The sequence below is a fragment of the Streptomyces sp. NPDC023838 genome (genome assembly GCF_040639555.1).
Lineage (GTDB): Bacteria > Actinomycetota > Actinomycetes > Streptomycetales > Streptomycetaceae > Streptomyces.
In genome coordinates this window covers 530,033-545,489 of the sequence record NZ_JBFAAD010000001.1, presented here as the reverse complement: position 1 = coordinate 545,489, position 15,457 = coordinate 530,033, and the positions used below count along the sequence as shown (strand labels likewise).

Sequence of the window (15,457 nt, the reverse complement as noted above, 5' to 3'; positions counted from 1 at the left end):
GAGCGGGCGGACCAGAAGGCCAACCGCCTGCGGCGAGGGAAGACCGGCGGCAGGCCCCCGGCCTTCGACCGCGAGCTCTACAAGGCCCGCAACGTGGTCGAACGCTGCTTCGGCCGCCTGAAGCAGTTCCGCGCGATCGCCACCCGCTTCGACAAACTCGCCGCCCGCTACATGGCCGGAGTCCACCTCGCCGCACTCATCCTCTGGCTCCGCGAACCCCTCCGAGATCCTTTGTCAGACAGGCCCTAGTGCAGCGCCGCGTTGACCCTTCGTGGGTTCATGTGGCTTTGAGTGTGCTGCCGTCGTAGGTCCAGCGGAAGGGCTTGGCGTCGTGTCCGTTCGTAGGCCAAGACGAAGGTGTCGATGGTCGCGGCCAGTTCGTCGCGGGAGGCGAACTGGCCGCGGCCTAGTAGACGTCGGGTCAGGGTGGAGAAGAACAGCTCGACTTGGTTGAGCCAGCTGGCGTGTTGGGGGGTGTGGTGGATGTTGAAGCGGGGGGACGGGTGGCCAGCCAGGCCTTCGTCTCCTTCGCGACGTGGGATGAGCCGTTGTCCATGACCAGGTGGATGCTGGTGCCGGCGGGGACGGACTCGTTGAGTTGGCGTAGGAAGCCGATGAAGGTGTCGGCGTTGTCGCGGTCGATGCGCTCGGTGAGGACGTGGCCGGTGTGGACGTTCAGCGCGGCGATGGAGACGGTGCCGTGGCGGATGTACTCGAACTCCCGGCGGGTGCGCTGCCCGTGGCGGCCGGGCTGGTCGGGGTGTTCGCGGAAGCGTGCGGTGATCCCGGTCTTCTCATCCACGCTGATCACCACCGCGTTCGCAGGGCAGGTGCGGTAGAGCGCGCACGCGTCAGCGGCACGGGTGAAGAACTCCGGGTCGGCTAGTCGGGCCAGCCAGCCGCGGACCATGTGCGGCTTGAGGTCGACGCAGGCCAGGATCCGTCCGACGGGGGCGCAGACCGCCACGCCGGAACGGCGCAGTGCACCAGGCGGGCCGGAGCGCGTGGATCTTCACGAACCGCGCGGCGCGTTTCTCAGGTCGGTTCGTTGCGACAGCACGCGAACACGCCAGTGAAAACAGCGATGAAGCACGTACAAGGCGCTGACGTTGCCAAAGGTCTTTCCTTGGTCCGATCTTCCTCGACCGCGGAAGCGGCCTCCGACACCCTCGGCCTTCTGCCCGAGGTGACCTCCGGCAGAGGCCGGGTGCAGGTGGGTGAGCTGGCGCATCTGGCGAACGCGGCGAACTCGTGGTCGGCGATCGTTGTTCTCCTCCTGCCCTACCGTCTACGCGGCACGAGTCCGGTGTCGAAGGCGATGATCGCCAGGTGGACGCGGTCTCGCGCTTCGAGCTTGGCGAACAGACGCGCGACATGGGTCTTCGCCGTCGCCGCGCTGATCACCAACCGCTCGGCTATCTCCGTGTTCGACAGTCCCTGTCCGACCAGTGCCAGCACCTCGCGCTCCCGGTCGGTGATCCCCGCGATGGGACTCGAGTCCGCGGGGGGCTCGGCGTCCGGTTCGGGGGCCGCGGGGCCGGACGTTCCGGCGAAGTCCGCGATCAGCCGTCGGGTCACGCTCGGCGCGATCAACGCGTCGCCGGCCGCCACCACGCGGATCGCGTCCAGGATCGCGTCCAGGGCCATGCTCTTGAGCAGGAATCCGCTGGCGCCGGCGCGCAGAGCGCCGTAGACGTACTCGTCGTCGTCGAAGGTCGTCAGCACCAGCACCTTGGGCGGGTCCGGCTCGGCGGTCGCCTGCCGGGTCGCCTCGATCCCGTCCATGCCCGGCATCCGGATGTCCATCACCACGACGTCCGGCCGCAGCTCACGTACCAGGCGTACCGCCTCGCGGCCGTCGCCGGCCTCGCCGACCACCTCCAGGTCGTCGGTGTCGCCGATCAGGATCCCGAGCCCCACCAGCATCAGCGGCTGGTCATCGACCAGCAGCACCCGCACGCTCATGCCGGGAGCCTCGCCGTCACCCGGAATCCGCCCTCCGGACGCCGGCCCGCGCTGAACTGGCCGGACAGCAACGTCACTCGCTCGCGCATGCCGAGCAGGCCGAAGCCGCTCCCGCCGGCCGCGGAGTGCCTCGGACGGCCCGGCCCGCCGAGACCGTCGTCCCCGTCGTCCACCACCTCGATCGTCACTCCTTCCGGCTCGTAACCGACCGCGACCCGGCACGTCCGCGCCCCGGAATGCCGCACCACGTTCGTCACCGACTCCTGGACGATCCGGAACGCCGACAGCTCGATCTCCGGCGGCAGTGGACGCTGCTCGCCCCGCCAGGCCACGTGGACCCGCACCCCGGCGTCGGCCGTGCGTTCGGCGAGCTGCGGAACGTCGGCCAGGCTGCCGGCCGGCGCCAGCGGAGCGGCCTGCGGCATGGCGTCGTCCGGCTCGGCGCGGCGGAGCGCCCCGAGCATACGCTGCAGCTCCAGCAGCGTCTCCCGGCTGGTGGTCTCGATGCCGGACAGCGCCTGCCGCGTCTGCTCGGGTCTGGTCTCCACGACCCGCGCGGCCGCTCCCGACAGCACTGTGATGATCCCGATGCTGTGCGCGACGCTGTCGTGCAGTTCGCGGGCGATCCGCAGGCGTTCGGTCACGATGGCGCGGGCCGCGGTCTGCTCCTGCAGGGCTTCGAGGTATTCACGGCGTTTGCGATACACCCCCCCGAAGACCCACGCGACCGCGAACCACAACGCGAGCCACCCGGCCCACTGGGCCGCGCCGCCGACGGACTGCCCGTGGACGTGGATGTCGTTGACGAACGCGGCCGCGACGCCCGCGACGGAGCCGACGGCGGCAGCCTTCGGCCGCCGGACGGCGATGTACCCGCTCAAGACAACGAGCAGGATGAGCACGATCAAGGGCCGCGCGCCGAAAATGTCGCCGAGGACTGATTCGCCCAGGACCGCCGCGAAGACGGTCCCCGGCAGACGGCGCACCAGGAGGATCGGAAGGGCGAGCACGACGCAGAGACCTGTCGTCTGGTAGGACCCGAGGTCGGGGAACCGGAACAGGCCGTACTCAGGGGTCGGCATCGTCAAGGGGAGCATCAGCGCGTACAAGCAGGCGGTGGCCAGCACCACGGCCTGTGACATCAGCCAGGTCACGCGCTTCGATGTCGAGAGACGCTGGAGAAGCTCTTCCATACGGAGATCGTATTCAGTGACGTCCGCTCTGCGCGTCGCCTTGGGGATGTACGCCGGATACGCCCCCGGGCCGATGGCCTGGGGAACGGTGACACCCACCGGCCGACGCGACGGACAGCGTTCTGTTCGTAGGTTCGTGGACATGACGTATGCACCGATGATCGCTCTCCAGGACGCGACAAAGAAGTACGACGACGGCCCGCCCGCGCTGGCCGGTGTGACCTTGTCCGTGGCGGCTGGTGAGTGCGTGGCGATCCTCGGCCATTCCGGCAGCGGGAAGTCCACGCTGCTGAATCTGATCGCCGGTCTGGACAAGCCTTCCAGTGGCACCGTGACCGTCGACGGCACCCGCGTCGACCAGCTCGGTGAGGCCGGTTCGGCGAAGTACCGCCGTGCCTCGATCGGCATGATCTTCCAGTTCTTCAATCTGCTCGACGACCTGACCGTGTTGGACAACGTCATGGTTCCGGCGCAGCTGGCCGGGATGGGCAAGGGCGAAGCGAAGCGGCGGGCCGTCGAGTTGCTCGACTCGCTGGGCATCGACCGGCATGTCAAGGCCTATCCGCAGCGGCTGTCCGGCGGGGAACGGCAGCGGGTGGCGGTGGCCAGGGCCCTGATGAACAAGCCGGCGCTGCTGCTGGCCGACGAGCCCACCGGCGCGCTGGACTCGAGCTCGGCCGACGACGTGCGCGAGCTGCTGGTGGACCTGAACAGCGATGGCCAGACCATCTTGTTGGTGACCCACGATGTGCAGTTGGCCGCGAGCACCGCGCGCCGCACGATCGAGTTGGTGGACGGCACGGTCAAGCGGGACGTCGTCAACGACGGCAGCGGTGCCGGCCTGGCCGCCCGCACGCCGCTGACCCGTCCGGCGGGAGCGGTCGGATGACACTGCGCAAGCCGCCGATGCCCCTACGCCTCTTCGAGGTCGGATTCCGGGCCGTGGCCCGCCTGCTGCTGGCGGTGAGCCGGTGAGCGCCTTGGGCAAGGTCGTACGCTCCGGCGTGGGCCGGCGTCGGGTCCAGTCCCTCGTCATGGTCCTGACGACGTTCGCCGCGGTGACGTCCTCAGTACTCTCCCTCGGCCTGCTGGCCGTCGTGCAGGCCCCGTTCGACCACGCCTTCAGTGCTCGGAACGGGGCGCACCTGGCGGTCCAGTTCGACGGCTCGAAGGCCACGGCCGCGCAGGCCGCCGCCACCGCGCACGCCGCCGGCGTCACCGAGGCGGCCGGACCGTACCCGATCGCCGCCGCCCTGGACACGACCGTCGGCACGGACTGTCCCAAGAAGGATTTCGCCGGCCACGACAACGGTCCGATCACCGTAACCACCCGGCCCGACCTGGGTAGCACCTCCGGGATGGACCAACTCGTGCTGACCCAGGGGCGTTGGCCGACCAGCCAGGGCGAGATCGCCCTGCCGTGGCAGCACTATGCCACCGTCTGCTTCGGCGATTCGGTGGTGTTCTCCTCCCTGCCGGGCAAGCCGTCGTTCAAGGTCGTCGGCTTCGGCGGCTCGGTGACCAACAGTGCGACCGCCTTCGCCACCGCCGACGGTTTCGCGCGGCTCACCGCCGCCGGTGCCACGTCCGACGAGCAGATGCTCTATCGGTTCGCCAAGGCCGGGACCGCCGCCGACATCGCCACCGACAAGCAGGCGGTGGCCGCCGCCGCGCCGGCCGGTTCGGTTGAGGGCGGACAGTCGTACCTGACCGCGGAGCAGCAGGCGACCGGCAACGCCAAGGCCTACGTGCCGTTCCTGATCGGCTTCGGGATCCTCGGGCTGTTCATGTCGGTGCTGATCATCTCGATCGTGGTCAGCGGGGCTGTGTCCTCGGGAATCCGGCGCATCGGGATTCTGAAGTCGTTGGGCTTCACCCCTTCGCAGGTGGCCCGCGCCTACACCGCGCAGGCCATGATCCCGGCGACACTCGGCCTGGTGCTCGGCACGGTTTTCGGCAACCTCCTGGCTGTGCCGATCCTGGACGGGGCCACCAAGCAGCTCGGCGCGGCCAGTGCCACGATTCCGTTGTGGGTCAGCGCCGTGGTGCCGCTGGGCACCCTGCTGATCGTCGGCGTCGCGGCTTTGATGCCGGCACTGCGGGCCGGCCGGATGCCGACGGTGCGGGCTCTGGTGGTCGGACGCGCCCCCAGGGCCGGGGGCGGTCAGACGGCGCAGCGTCTGGCCTCGCGGCTGCCGCTGCCCCGGGCCGTGTCGTTGGGGCTGGCCCAGCCGTTCGCCCGGCCGGCCCGGGCCGTACTGGTCGGTGCGGCGGTGCTGTTCGGCGTGGTGAGTGTCACGTTCGCGGTGGGGCTGGAGACCGGGTTCAACAAGTACCTGGACGCCAGCACCTCAGGCTTCAACGTCGGGTCGGAGTTCGTGATACCCACAGCCGACGTGGGCGTGCCCTGGGGTCTCTACGGCCCCAACGACCCACGCAACCCGCACCTGGACGCCGCCAAGGTGGCCGCCGCGCTCGCCAAGACCCCGGGCACGAAGACCGCGTTCGGCTGGGGCGACAGCGGCGCGACCATGGTCGCCGCCCCGCCCGGCGGCGAACCGGCGAGGGTGTTCACGGTCACCGGCGACTTCTCCTGGACGAACCTGGAGCTGCTGTCCGGCCGCTGGTACTCGGCGCCCGGCGAGGCCGTGGTCGGCGACAAGCTGGCCTCGGCGGTGGGGATCCACGTCGGTGACAACGTCACCGTGGTGCAGCAGAACAAGCAACTGTCGCTGAAGGTCGTCGGCATCAACTTCGACACCAACGTGGGCGACTACACGGTCATGACGGATGCGGCCACCTTCACCGCCGCCGGTCTGACCCCGCACATCGACCAGTTCAACGTCGAGCTGGCCTCGAACGTCAACGGAACGGACTGGTCCACCTCAGCCGCCACCGCGCTGACCCCGCTGAACGCCTCGGTCCAGCCTAACTCGGGCGGGGGCAAGAACATCATAGTGATCACCATGGGCGCCCTGGTGGCCACGCTCACGCTGTTGATGATCGTGATCGCCGCGCTCGGGGTGCTGAGCACGGTGGTGCAGGACACCCGCGAGCGGGTCCATGACCTGGGGATCTTCAAGGCCCTCGGGATGACGCCCAAGCAGACCATTGCGATGGTACTGACCTCTGTGTCCCTCACCGGCCTGATCGCCGGGCTGATCGCGGTCCCGCTCGGGGTCGCGGTGGAGAAGGCGACGCTGACCCCGATGGGGAACGCGATCGGCCGGCACCTGCCGCCGAGCGTGTCCCACGTCTACACCGCCGGGCTGCTCATCCCCCTGCTGGCCAGTGGGATCGTGATCGCCCTGCTCGGCGCACTGCTGCCGGCCAGCTGGGCGGCACGGACCCGGACCGCCACCGCGCTGCGGACCGAGTAGGACCGAGGCCCGCATGGACCAGCGCACCCGGCAACGCCTGCCGGCCCTGCCGACGGTCGTCCGCGCCGCGAAAGAACTGCTGGACAACGCCCAGACTCGACTGCGGGCCGTCCAGACAGCTCCGGCCGGCGGCCGGTTCGAGATCCTCGGTGAGACCTTCACTCACGCCAAGAGGCCAGGCTCCACCTGGGCCTACGACGTCGGCGGACGACGCCGGGATCTGGACCAGTGGGAGCGCCGGGCCTTCTGGGGATGGGCGATGGGCGAGTTTCTGCAGCGCACCCTCGAAGACCGACCAGGAGCGTGTCCTGCTGGTCCGGCGGAACTACATCACCGACGCCATCCGCAGCGGACTCCCCCGCACATCGCCCCCGCCTGACCGAAATCCGCGACAACCTCCTGGCCCGGATCCTGGAAGCAGAACGCGAGGGCTGGCTCGGCGAGTTGGAGGGACTCGAAGTCAGCCTTGCCGGCGCCCAGGACAAGCTTGCCCAGCTTGAGGCGGAGGAAGCCCGTCAGCACACCATCGACCTCGGCATGCCCACGTTCTCCAACCTTGCCGGACGCACATCCATGGCCAGCCCCACTCGACGATCCGAAAGCCACTAGGTGATCAATTCCAAGGGATGCCTGCGGAGGGTGTGGGGTGGGGCGGCGGCCGAAGCCACCGCGAGACGGTCAGGCGGCGGGCTGCCGGCCCTGGTTGTCGAGGTGGCAGCGAGCCGTCAGGCGTCAGGGTCGACTTCGGCGTGCGTGAACCGCACGGGCTTGCCCAGCGACCGGGCGTAGGCGATTTCGGCTCGGGTGCTCTCTCCGATGTAGTCGCCGATTGCATGGCACTGGCGTCGTAGGTCGCAGCCCGCCCGGTCGATCTCCGCGCTGATCCGCCCTCGCTCTCGTCGCATCCCATACCCGTACCACACTGGCGTCGACAGCCGGTTCTCCCACTTGTGGGCAAGCGCAGTCTTGGAGGTGGCGCAGATAGGCGCGGTGGCGCCGATGCAGCGAGGCGAGTACGGAGTTCCGGCGATCATGGTTGTGACACTCCGTGATGATGGATGTGAGTGCCTTTCTTGAGTGCACCGCCTCACTCGACGGCTACCGTCGCCTTCCATGCGCCCGGGCGCATGTTTGTCGCCTTGTAGAAGAACACCGAGAAGTTGGATGCGTCGAGGAAGCCGAGCGTGGCGGCGCAGCGGGCTGCGGTGAGGCGGTCGTGCGCGAGGAGCCGTTTGGCTTCCAGGATGATCCGGTCGACGATGTACGCCTTCGCGGTGCGGCCTGTGGCCTGCTGCACCGCTCGTGAGAGGGTGCGGGGCGCGTATCCCAGAGCACGGGCGTAGTAGCCGGCGTCGTGGTGGTGACGGAAGTGCGTCTCGACGCTGGAGCGGAACAACCGGAACACCGGATGTGTGAACCGTGCTTCGGCGTGCGGGGGCCGCAGCCGGGCGATGAGCGCGGAAAGCAGGACTTCGGGCAGCTCCGTGGAGAAGTCCTCGGGTGGGGCGGATGCTTCGAGGAGGAGATGGTTGCGCGCGGTGTCGACGAACAGCCAGTCGGCGTCGGGGATGCTCCAGTGCGCGGCCAGGTCCGGGGAGGCGACAAGCTGCCGGGTGGCGTGGGTGACCGGCGCTGTCGGCGCGAACAATACGAGGTGCCCCGCCACATCGCCGATGTCGTCCCACCTGTGCACCGCTCCGGGTGGAACCCACACCGCGGACCGCTCTGTGAGCGGGTGGTGGAGGAAGTCCACCGTGACCGAGCCGTGTCCGGCGTCGATGACGGCGAGGACGTGGAAGTCGGCGCGCTGGGTGCCGCCGTCGTTCAGCTCGCGAAGGCGGTCGAACGTCATGGTCTCGACCGCGGCGGCGCGGCGCCCTGCGGGCTGGTAGGTCATCTGCCGAATCACGGTCACGTGTCCATTTTTCACCATCGGGCGACCAGTCGCGCCGATGCCCCGTTCCGGGTGCAGAAGTTTCAATGAACTCACAGGACAATCGCTCAGAACACTGATGGGAAGAAGAGCCACCATGAGCATGACGCAGCAGACGCTTCTGCCCGTTTACGACCACCGGCCGGGGACCGGACCGACCCTGGTGTTCCTGCACTACTGGGGTGGTTCCGCCCGCACCTGGGACCTCGTCGTCGACCGCCTCGCGGGCCGTGACGTGCTCACGGTCGACTTCCGCGGGTGGAGCCGGTCGAGTGCTCTGCCCGGCCCCTACACGCTCGGTCAGCTCGCCGACGACACGCTCGCCGTGCTCGCCGACGCGGGGGTCACCGACTACGTCCTGGTGGGGCATTCGATGGGGGGCAAGGTCGCACAGCTGGTCGCGGCCACCCGGCCCGCCGGCCTGCGTGGCATCGTCCTCGTCGGCTCCGGCCCGGCGAAGCCCGCCGCACAGATCACCCCTGAGTACCAGGAAGCCCTGTCGCACGCTTACGACTCCGCCGATTCCGTAACCGGGGCACGGGACCACATCCTCACCGCCACCGAGCTGCCCGCATCGGTCAAGGCGCAGATCGTGACCGATTCGCGGACCGTCACCGACGCCGCCCGCACCGAGTGGCCGCTGCGCGGCATCGCGCAGGACATCACCGAGCACACGCGCATGGTCAGCGTTCCCGCCCTTGTCGTCGCCGGAGAGAACGATCAGGTCGAACCCGTTGACGTGCTCCGCGACAACCTGGTGCCCTACCTCTCCCAGGCCGACTTCGTGGTGGTCCCGCACACCGGTCACCTGATCCCGCTGGAAGCCCCGGCCGACCTTGTCGAGGCCATCACGGCCTTCGCACCAGCAGCCTGACCACGACATCGCCGGTGCTTCCGCCCTGGACATGCTTCAGGCCATGTCCCGCGGCGAGCGCGACCCCGAGATGCTGACCGGTCTGGACGGTGAAGCCTTCAGCGCACGTGCAGGACATGGAAGACCTCAGCGGCCTGGGGCTCAGTGGCCCTGACTGCAGGGGGCGCGGAGTAATTGTCACGAGTTGTGGTTCGGGTGACACGCGATCAGGCAGCCCTGCCTTCTTGATCGAGTTGATCGAGCCATTCGTATGGTTGGGTCGCCAGGGGCGCTGGGTGTGGCCATCAGGAGGCTGCCGCCTCGTGGCTTCCAACGCTTTGCCGCCCGGCACCCCACGGCTGCTCGGCCGCCGATCAGGAAGTCACCTGCCAACGGAGTTTCGATGCGTACGTCGCGTGGTCGCCGGACATCGTCACTCCATCGTGACCAGCACACCTACAAGATCACCCCGACCTTGAAATCATCCTGGGGATTGAGGTGCGGGTCGCCCGCGTAGGGGAGCGGTCGCGGCTTGTCGGATGATGACGCTGTGTGCTGGGTGGTGACATCGTGAAGCGGTCGGTCCGCCTCGCCTCACCGGAGTTCGTGATGTCTTGTCAGTTCCCGTCGTCGAATGCCCAGATCGCCGCCCCTCGCTGGGCGGTCTGGGCGGCCTGGGCGACGGTGCTTTGTACCGTGCCCTCGTGCGTGTGGCGGCTCTCCCTCGGGTTCGGGGTGGATGTCGGCTTCACCGGCCGACTCGGTTCGATGTACACAGGCACCTCGATCATGGCCTACGTGCTGATCCTGTCGGTGGCCTCGCAGGCGGCCGCCTGCCTGACGCTTGGCCTGGTGAAGCCTTGGGGCGAGAGGGTCCCACGCTGGGTTCCGCGGTTGGGCGGCCGCCGCATCCCGCCGCTGGCGGTGGTCATACCTGCCGCAGTGGGCGCCATTGCGGTGACGGGGCTGTGCGCGGCGGTCACGCTGGCGCCAGGAGGGCCGCTGGATAACCCCGACTTCCCGCATGGTACGGCGGGCGTGATCATGGACGTCTGCTATGCCCCCCTGCTGATCTGGGGGCCGCTGGTCGCCGCTCTCAGCATCGCCTACGCTCGGCGCCGTCGGGCGGGCGAGCAGGTCTGGTGAGCTGGCGCACTACTTGAAGGGTGGTAGGGCGGGAGTGCAGTTGGGGAAATCGTCCGGGAACGGGCCGGGGCCCCGGCCGGCGCCGGGCTGTGCGGACTTCGGCAGGGCGTTCGTGACATTTCGGGCCCTTGTGGGCCCAGCACCGCTGGTGGTGGGCAGCCGGGAACACCTCGACCAGCGCCTTCCACAGGCCCATCGCGCCGTCGCCGACGACCAGCTCGGGATCGCGCATGCCGCGCCTGCGGCAGTCGCGCAGCAGATCGGCCCACACCTCGGTCGACTCACGCAGCCCCTCGGCCAGCGCGATCAGCTCCTCGGTGCCGTCCAGGCGCACGCCCATCAGCACCAGGACGCAGGAGTGCGCCTGCCCGAGCCGGACCTTGGGGTGCACCCCGCCCGCCCACACATACACGTAGTCGGACTCGGCGAGGTCGCGCTGCAGGAAGGCCGCGTGGTCGTCCTGCCACTGCTTGGTCAGCCGGGTCACGGTCGCCGGCGACAGCCCGGCCGCCGAGCCGAGGAATCTCATTTGGTTAGCCTGCGGTAGCAAATGAGGGTGCAGGCGATGCTGGTGAAGGCGAGGAAGTGATCGGCTTTGCGCTCGTAGCGGCGGTGCAGTCGTCGGCAGCCGGTGAGCCAGGCCATGGTGCGTTCCACGGTCCACCGGTGGCGGCCCAAGCGTTGCGAGGATTCAACTCCCTTGCGGGCGATGCGGTGCGTGATGCCTCGGTCGCGTAACCATCGCCGCAGGTGGGTGTAGTCGTAGCCTTTGTCGGCGTGGAGCTTGGCGGGCTTGCGCCGCCGCCGGCCGCGGCGCGAGCGGATCGGCGGTATGCCCTTCACGAGTGGAATCAGAGCTTGGCTGTCGTGCAGGTTGGCGCCGGAGATCCCGACGGAGATGGGCAGACCCGACCGTTCCGTGACCAGGTGGATCTTCGATCCGTACTTACCCCGGTCGACAGGATTCGGACCCGTCAGGTCCCCCTTTTCAGACCGGCCATCACCGCCGATGCCACCGGCCTGACGCTTTTCGCGACGGTGCGGCGCGCTGACGAGCCGCGGTGATCCCCGCAGCTGGCATCGTGTTCCTCCCTGACGCGGCACCGGTCGTCAGTCGAGGCCTTCGATGATGCGGAAGTCGCGCTCGACGCCGTCAGCAAGTACGGCCAGCGCCTCCTGGTAGGCCGCACTCGCGCGTGCGGTGACCGCCTGTTCGAAGCTGTCGAACTCGATCAGGATGGTGCGTTCGGCGATTCCGGCGTCGTGTGCGACGACCCGGCTGCCGCGGGAGAGCAGCCGCCCGCCCGCGGCTTTGACGGCTGGACGGGCCAGCTTGTCGTAGGCAGCCACCTTCTCGGGGTCTGCGATGGTGCGGTAGACGCTGACCCAGTAGCCCTTGGCCACGGTACCTCCTGTGTTCGGAATTGATGATCAGACGCATGCTCAGATCCATGGCCGGCGCGCTGTGGGTCAGGTAGGCGGCCGCGTTCGCGGTAGCGGTCCGAGCCGACGGAGACCGCGTCGAAGTCGGACGGCTTCGATCAACCGGCTGGGGCTGGGATCGGATTGGTCTCGGGTGAGCGTCGGCGGGCGAGGACGAGCCAGAGCCGGTCGAGTCGATGAGTGGCCTCGCCGGAAGGGCCGCGGCCCGGACTAGAACGAAGAGGAGCCGACAAGTAGGGACGAGTCGCACCAGTACGACGTGATCGGCCATCAACCCTGAGCCCCTGCCACAGATGCCGCCAGAACTGGCCGGGCTCTGACAGGAGCAGTTGGACCTGCTGCGCACCGGCACCCTCGCCTTGAGCGCGCAAGGCCTCATCGCATGACCGTGCGCACGATCGCTGCCTGGCCGCCGACTCGGATCCGGTGTCCCGTGCGGTCGCGGTGCGCGGTCGCTGTGATGGTCGACGGGCTGCCGAGGTGATCACCCATGTCGACAGCGAGGCGGTGTGTGCCGAACCCGGCAGCATGCGCTGCCAGGCAGGCCGTGCTGTTGGCGTTGGCGATGTCCTCGGGGACGCCGATCGACGGGGCGAACATCCGGGCTGCTGCTCGGCCGTGTCGGTCCGGGGGCGAGTAGGCGTAGCAGCCCAGCAGACCGTAGCGGTCACAGGCCGCACGCAACAGGGTTAAGTCCGGCGTGAGTTCGGCCAGTGCGGCGCGGGTTCGGATGGGCAGCAGGAGCCTCGGCCGCCCGTTCGACGCCACGCAGGCGTCGCCGGCCACCGCGTCCTCCGTCAGTCCGAGGCCGCCTGCGACTGCCCTCAGTTCGGGTTCACCGGCGCTACGCAGGCTGACCGGGCCCGGGTCGAACGACGCCGTCAGGCCGTCACCGTTTCGGCTTGCCCGACCGTCGAAGCTGCGGTGGGCCGTACGCAGGACGGCGCGGTAGTCGTGGTCGCCGCCTTCCCGTTCGGCGAGCACGGCGAGGGCGGCGACGGTGCCGTGGCCGCAGGCGGGCAGTTCGCCCTGGGCGGTGAAGAACCGCAGTGTGTACGCGGGCTGACGACGCTCGATTCCGGTCGCGCGGAGGAATACGGCGTGCGATGTCCCCAACTCCGTGGGAATGCGGCACCGCTCCTCGTCGGTGTACGGCGCATCATCCAGAACGGCGGTCGGGCTGCCACCCGCGCCGTCTCGCTGACACGCGTCGACAACCGCTACCTCGGACATGGCACCGGACCGGTGGTCAGCAGCATGGTCAGGTCCAGTGCGGGCGCGCTGTGCGTCAACGCCCCGACCGAGATGAGGTCGACGCCCGTCCCGGCGATGGCGAGAACTGTGTCCAGGCGGATGGTGCCCGAGGCCTCCAGCAGGATCCGGGAAGCATCGGCCCGCCCGGCCCGGACCTTCACGACCTGCTCGATGTCGGCCACCGGCATGTTGTCGAGCATGATCCAGCGGGCTCCGGCGTCGAGGGCCTCGACGGCCTGTGTGACGGTCTGCACCTCGACATCGCTCTCCACGGTCTGCCCGGTACGCGCCATCCCGCGCCTGACCGCCTCGATCGCGGCGGTCACCCCGCCCGCCGCGGCGATGTGGTTCTCCTTGAGCAGGACCATCGCCGCGAGATCGAGGCGGTGGTTGTGGCCGCCGCCGGCGGTGACCGCGTACTTGTCCAGGGCACGCAGGCCCGGCGCCGTCTTGCGTGTGTCCAGGATGCGCGCCCTGGTCCCTGCCACAGCTTGGACGTAGCGGTCGGTCAGCGTCGCGATGCCGCACATGCGCTGCAGGAAGTTCAGCGCCGTACGCTCCCCGGTGATCAGGCTGCGCGCCGAACCGGATAGGCGCACCAGGACCTGGCCGTCGGTCAGTCGGGCGCCGTCGGCGACGGCCGGCTCGACCTTGACCTCGGGGTCGACCTGCGCGAAGACCTCGGCGACCACGGGGAGGCCGGCGGCGATGCCGCTTTGCCGGGTGCGGATCTCGGCCGTGGCCGCCAGGTCCTCGGGAACGCTCCACACAGTGGTGATGTCCTTCGCTGACGCGTCCTCGACCAGGGCGGCAGCGGCGGCGGCCCGTGCTGCCGCCGAGGGAAACTCGGTCGTGGTCATCTGGTCTCCAGCCTGAGTGGACGTTGGCTTGGTGGCGGCAACCGCTGACGAGGCAGCACTGAAGTTCCGCTGGGCCGGTTCACAGTTCACAGGACCTGGTGGATCCTGTACTCGATCTCCCGCGTACCGGTCGCCCGTCCCCCGCCACGAACAAGTTCCGAGTGAGCCGTCCGTGCGACTCTGCGCCGACGTCGAACTCGGGGCACCATGCGCATGTACCGGTCCTCCCGGCTGGTCTCGCCTCCGTCGACACGGGCTTTCAGGAACGCCTCTCACCCAGGTCGCCGGGGCAGGTGCCACAACAGCCTCCTCCGTTTCGATTTCCGAAGCAGTCACCGATGCTAGCGTGTCGGAATTCGAAGCATCAACCCTGGAGAGCTGGACATCGCGACATGGCAACACCCAGACCTGGCAACCCTGTTCGCGGCTCGACCACCGGCCGCCCCCTCATGGCCGCACTCGATCTGTTCGGGCGGCGGTGGAGTCTGCGCATCCTGTGGGAGCTTCACGCGGGCCCGCTTGGATTCCGCCCCTTGCAGAAGCGGTGCGACGACATGTCCTCCAGCGTGATGCGACAGCGCCTGACCGAACTGCTGGATGCCCAGGTGATTCACCAACTACCGGACAGCCGCTACGAGCTCACCCCGCTGGGCCAGGAGGCGCGCCACGCCCTGAACCCCCTCGCCCGCTGGGCGGAACGCTGGGCGGCCACGATCGACCCGCAAGGGGCGGGCCACACCGACGACCAGTCCGCCAGCCGCGTCTCACATCCGGACACCGTGGACGACGGGACACCGCAGAGGGACTCCGCGGACTGACGCCCCGACTCGGATCGGAGGCGGGGCGGGACCGCCGGGTCACGAGGTTGCCGTGGCTCGGCCGAGTGCCGGGGGCAGGCGGAAACCTCCGCCAATCCTCGCGGAAACCTCCGCCAATCCTCGTGGAGGCAACCGCCAGGTCAACGCCGAAGATCGGCGCACTCCATGCTCTGCGCACGACTTCGCGAACCGAACGGCCCCGGTGACGTTGTCGCGCTCCGTCAGAGCGAGCCACTCCATGCCCCCCGCTCGGCGGCTCTCCGCACCAAGGCCTCGGGATGGGATGCGCCGTAGCGCATGGAATAGCCGGACGCTACGTGGAGATGCATGAGCCGCTCCACGTACGCCTGGATCTGGTGACGGTGTCCCTTCCGGCATGGCCGCGGAGCTCCAGGTCTGAGACCCTCGAACGGACGGTGGCCCACGTCCCAAATCGGTTATGTCCTCCGTCACATGAACGCGACCGGAAAGCGACTCTCCGACCCTTGATCACGATCTCGCGCGCAGTACTTCCAGCCCGCTTGTCATGCGACAGATCGGCGGGGCACACGGCCAATGCCGCGACTCTGGCCGGCATGCCGCCGGCGACGGGTTGTTCTTGCTTAACTGCTG

The 15,457-nt window shown here is 69.0% G+C and carries 15 protein-coding genes and 3 pseudogenes; 7 read left to right on the top strand and 11 right to left on the bottom strand.

The features are described 5' to 3' along the window. On the top strand, window positions 1-249 hold a 249-nt coding region (locus AB0G17_RS02240), incomplete at its 5' end, for a transposase (protein ID WP_361374553.1). A 172-nt stretch (window positions 250-421) separates the two neighbouring features. On the opposite strand, the gene AB0G17_RS02235 is transcribed toward AB0G17_RS02240, so the two are convergent. The 3 genes from AB0G17_RS02235 to AB0G17_RS02225 form a co-directional block, all read right to left on the bottom strand. Then, window positions 422-967 carry a transposase gene (locus AB0G17_RS02235; RefSeq protein ID WP_361374552.1) on the bottom strand — a complete coding sequence of 182 codons (546 nt, stop codon included), beginning with the start codon at window positions 965-967 and terminating at the stop codon, window positions 422-424. 314 nt (window positions 968-1,281) lie between these two features. Next, window positions 1,282-1,965, bottom strand: a complete 684-nt coding sequence (locus AB0G17_RS02230; protein ID WP_361374550.1) for a response regulator transcription factor — start codon at window positions 1,963-1,965, stop codon at window positions 1,282-1,284. Continuing rightward, window positions 1,962-3,158, bottom strand: coding sequence for a sensor histidine kinase (locus AB0G17_RS02225; protein ID WP_361374548.1), 1,197 nt, complete (start codon window positions 3,156-3,158; stop codon window positions 1,962-1,964). Before AB0G17_RS02225 ends, AB0G17_RS02230 begins: the two co-directional genes overlap by 4 nt. Window positions 3,159-3,300: 142 nt before the next feature. Here AB0G17_RS02225 and AB0G17_RS02220 point away from each other — a divergent pair, with 142 nt between their 5' ends. From AB0G17_RS02220 to AB0G17_RS02210, 3 genes are all read left to right on the top strand, one after another. After that, window positions 3,301-4,047, top strand: a complete 747-nt coding sequence (locus tag AB0G17_RS02220; protein WP_361374546.1) for an ABC transporter ATP-binding protein — start codon at window positions 3,301-3,303, stop codon at window positions 4,045-4,047. An 82-nt stretch (window positions 4,048-4,129) separates the two neighbouring features. Next, a complete protein-coding gene (locus AB0G17_RS02215; RefSeq protein WP_361374544.1) occupies window positions 4,130-6,538 on the top strand; it encodes an FtsX-like permease family protein in 2,409 nt (802 codons plus the stop codon). 13 nt (window positions 6,539-6,551) lie between these two features. Then, window positions 6,552-6,917, top strand: coding sequence for a hypothetical protein (locus tag AB0G17_RS02210; RefSeq protein WP_361374542.1), 366 nt, complete (start codon window positions 6,552-6,554; stop codon window positions 6,915-6,917). Between the two features lie 346 nt (window positions 6,918-7,263). On the opposite strand, the gene AB0G17_RS02205 is transcribed toward AB0G17_RS02210, so the two are convergent. Together AB0G17_RS02205 and AB0G17_RS02200 are read right to left on the bottom strand one after the other, a co-directional pair. Continuing rightward, window positions 7,264-7,443 (bottom strand): hypothetical protein, encoded by a 180-nt coding sequence (locus AB0G17_RS02205; protein ID WP_361374593.1) that lies wholly within the window; start codon window positions 7,441-7,443, stop codon window positions 7,264-7,266. A 182-nt stretch (window positions 7,444-7,625) separates the two neighbouring features. Beyond that, window positions 7,626-8,471: a helix-turn-helix transcriptional regulator gene (locus AB0G17_RS02200; protein WP_361374540.1), complete on the bottom strand. Its 846-nt coding sequence runs from the start codon at window positions 8,469-8,471 to the stop codon at window positions 7,626-7,628. Window positions 8,472-8,568: 97 nt separating this feature from the next. Here AB0G17_RS02200 and AB0G17_RS02195 point away from each other — a divergent pair, with 97 nt between their 5' ends. Next, entirely contained in the window at window positions 8,569-9,345 is a 777-nt protein-coding gene (locus AB0G17_RS02195; protein WP_361374538.1) for an alpha/beta hydrolase, read from the top strand. A gap of 531 nt (window positions 9,346-9,876) precedes the next feature. Beyond that, on the top strand, window positions 9,877-10,470 hold the full coding sequence (locus AB0G17_RS02190; protein WP_361374536.1) for a hypothetical protein: 594 nt from the start codon (window positions 9,877-9,879) through the stop codon (window positions 10,468-10,470). A gap of 78 nt (window positions 10,471-10,548) precedes the next feature. On the opposite strand, the pseudogene AB0G17_RS02185 reads toward AB0G17_RS02190, so the two are convergent. The 5 genes and pseudogenes from AB0G17_RS02185 to nadC all read right to left on the bottom strand — a co-directional run. Then, window positions 10,549-11,008: pseudogene (locus AB0G17_RS02185) on the bottom strand (transposase); the annotation flags it as partial. Further along, a pseudogene (locus AB0G17_RS02180) lies at window positions 10,996-11,460 on the bottom strand (IS5 family transposase); the annotation flags it as partial. The pseudogenes AB0G17_RS02185 and AB0G17_RS02180, both read right to left, overlap by 13 nt. 120 nt (window positions 11,461-11,580) lie before the next feature. Next, on the bottom strand, window positions 11,581-11,874 hold the full coding sequence (locus tag AB0G17_RS02175; RefSeq protein WP_361374534.1) for a DUF1330 domain-containing protein: 294 nt from the start codon (window positions 11,872-11,874) through the stop codon (window positions 11,581-11,583). 414 nt (window positions 11,875-12,288) lie between these two features. After that, complete coding sequence (locus AB0G17_RS02170; protein WP_361374532.1) at window positions 12,289-13,146, bottom strand: PhzF family phenazine biosynthesis protein; 858 nt, start codon at window positions 13,144-13,146, stop codon at window positions 12,289-12,291. Next, entirely contained in the window at window positions 13,134-14,027 is an 894-nt protein-coding gene (nadC, locus tag AB0G17_RS02165) for a carboxylating nicotinate-nucleotide diphosphorylase (RefSeq protein WP_361374530.1), read from the bottom strand. The genes AB0G17_RS02170 and nadC overlap by 13 nt, the downstream gene beginning before the upstream one ends. A gap of 338 nt (window positions 14,028-14,365) precedes the next feature. Here nadC and AB0G17_RS02160 point away from each other — a divergent pair, with 338 nt between their 5' ends. Next, complete coding sequence (locus tag AB0G17_RS02160) at window positions 14,366-14,845, top strand: helix-turn-helix domain-containing protein (RefSeq protein WP_361374585.1); 480 nt, start codon at window positions 14,366-14,368, stop codon at window positions 14,843-14,845. 127 nt (window positions 14,846-14,972) lie between these two features. Here AB0G17_RS02160 and AB0G17_RS02155 read toward each other — a convergent pair. Continuing rightward, window positions 14,973-15,174, bottom strand: a pseudogene (locus tag AB0G17_RS02155) (PHP domain-containing protein); the annotation flags it as partial. Window positions 15,175-15,457: the final 283 nt, after the last annotated feature.

What these genes read in the sequence shown, in the direction of transcription:
- AB0G17_RS02225 (WP_361374548.1), bottom strand. Translation starts at nt 3,158, where the DNA reads ATGGAAGAGCTTCTCCAGCGTCTCTCGACATCGAAGCGCGTGACCTGG.
- AB0G17_RS02205 (WP_361374593.1), bottom strand. Translation starts at nt 7,443, where the DNA reads ATGCGACGAGAGCGAGGGCGGATCAGCGCGGAGATCGACCGGGCGGGC.
- nadC (WP_361374530.1), bottom strand. Translation starts at nt 14,027, where the DNA reads ATGACCACGACCGAGTTTCCCTCGGCGGCAGCACGGGCCGCCGCCGCT.
- AB0G17_RS02230 (WP_361374550.1), bottom strand. Translation starts at nt 1,965, where the DNA reads ATGAGCGTGCGGGTGCTGCTGGTCGATGACCAGCCGCTGATGCTGGTG.
- AB0G17_RS02210 (WP_361374542.1), top strand. Translation starts at nt 6,552, where the DNA reads ATGGACCAGCGCACCCGGCAACGCCTGCCGGCCCTGCCGACGGTCGTC.
- AB0G17_RS02160 (WP_361374585.1), top strand. Translation starts at nt 14,366, where the DNA reads ATGCTAGCGTGTCGGAATTCGAAGCATCAACCCTGGAGAGCTGGACAT.
- AB0G17_RS02200 (WP_361374540.1), bottom strand. Translation starts at nt 8,471, where the DNA reads ATGGTGAAAAATGGACACGTGACCGTGATTCGGCAGATGACCTACCAG.
- AB0G17_RS02220 (WP_361374546.1), top strand. Translation starts at nt 3,301, where the DNA reads ATGACGTATGCACCGATGATCGCTCTCCAGGACGCGACAAAGAAGTAC.
- AB0G17_RS02195 (WP_361374538.1), top strand. Translation starts at nt 8,569, where the DNA reads ATGAGCATGACGCAGCAGACGCTTCTGCCCGTTTACGACCACCGGCCG.
- AB0G17_RS02170 (WP_361374532.1), bottom strand. Translation starts at nt 13,146, where the DNA reads ATGTCCGAGGTAGCGGTTGTCGACGCGTGTCAGCGAGACGGCGCGGGT.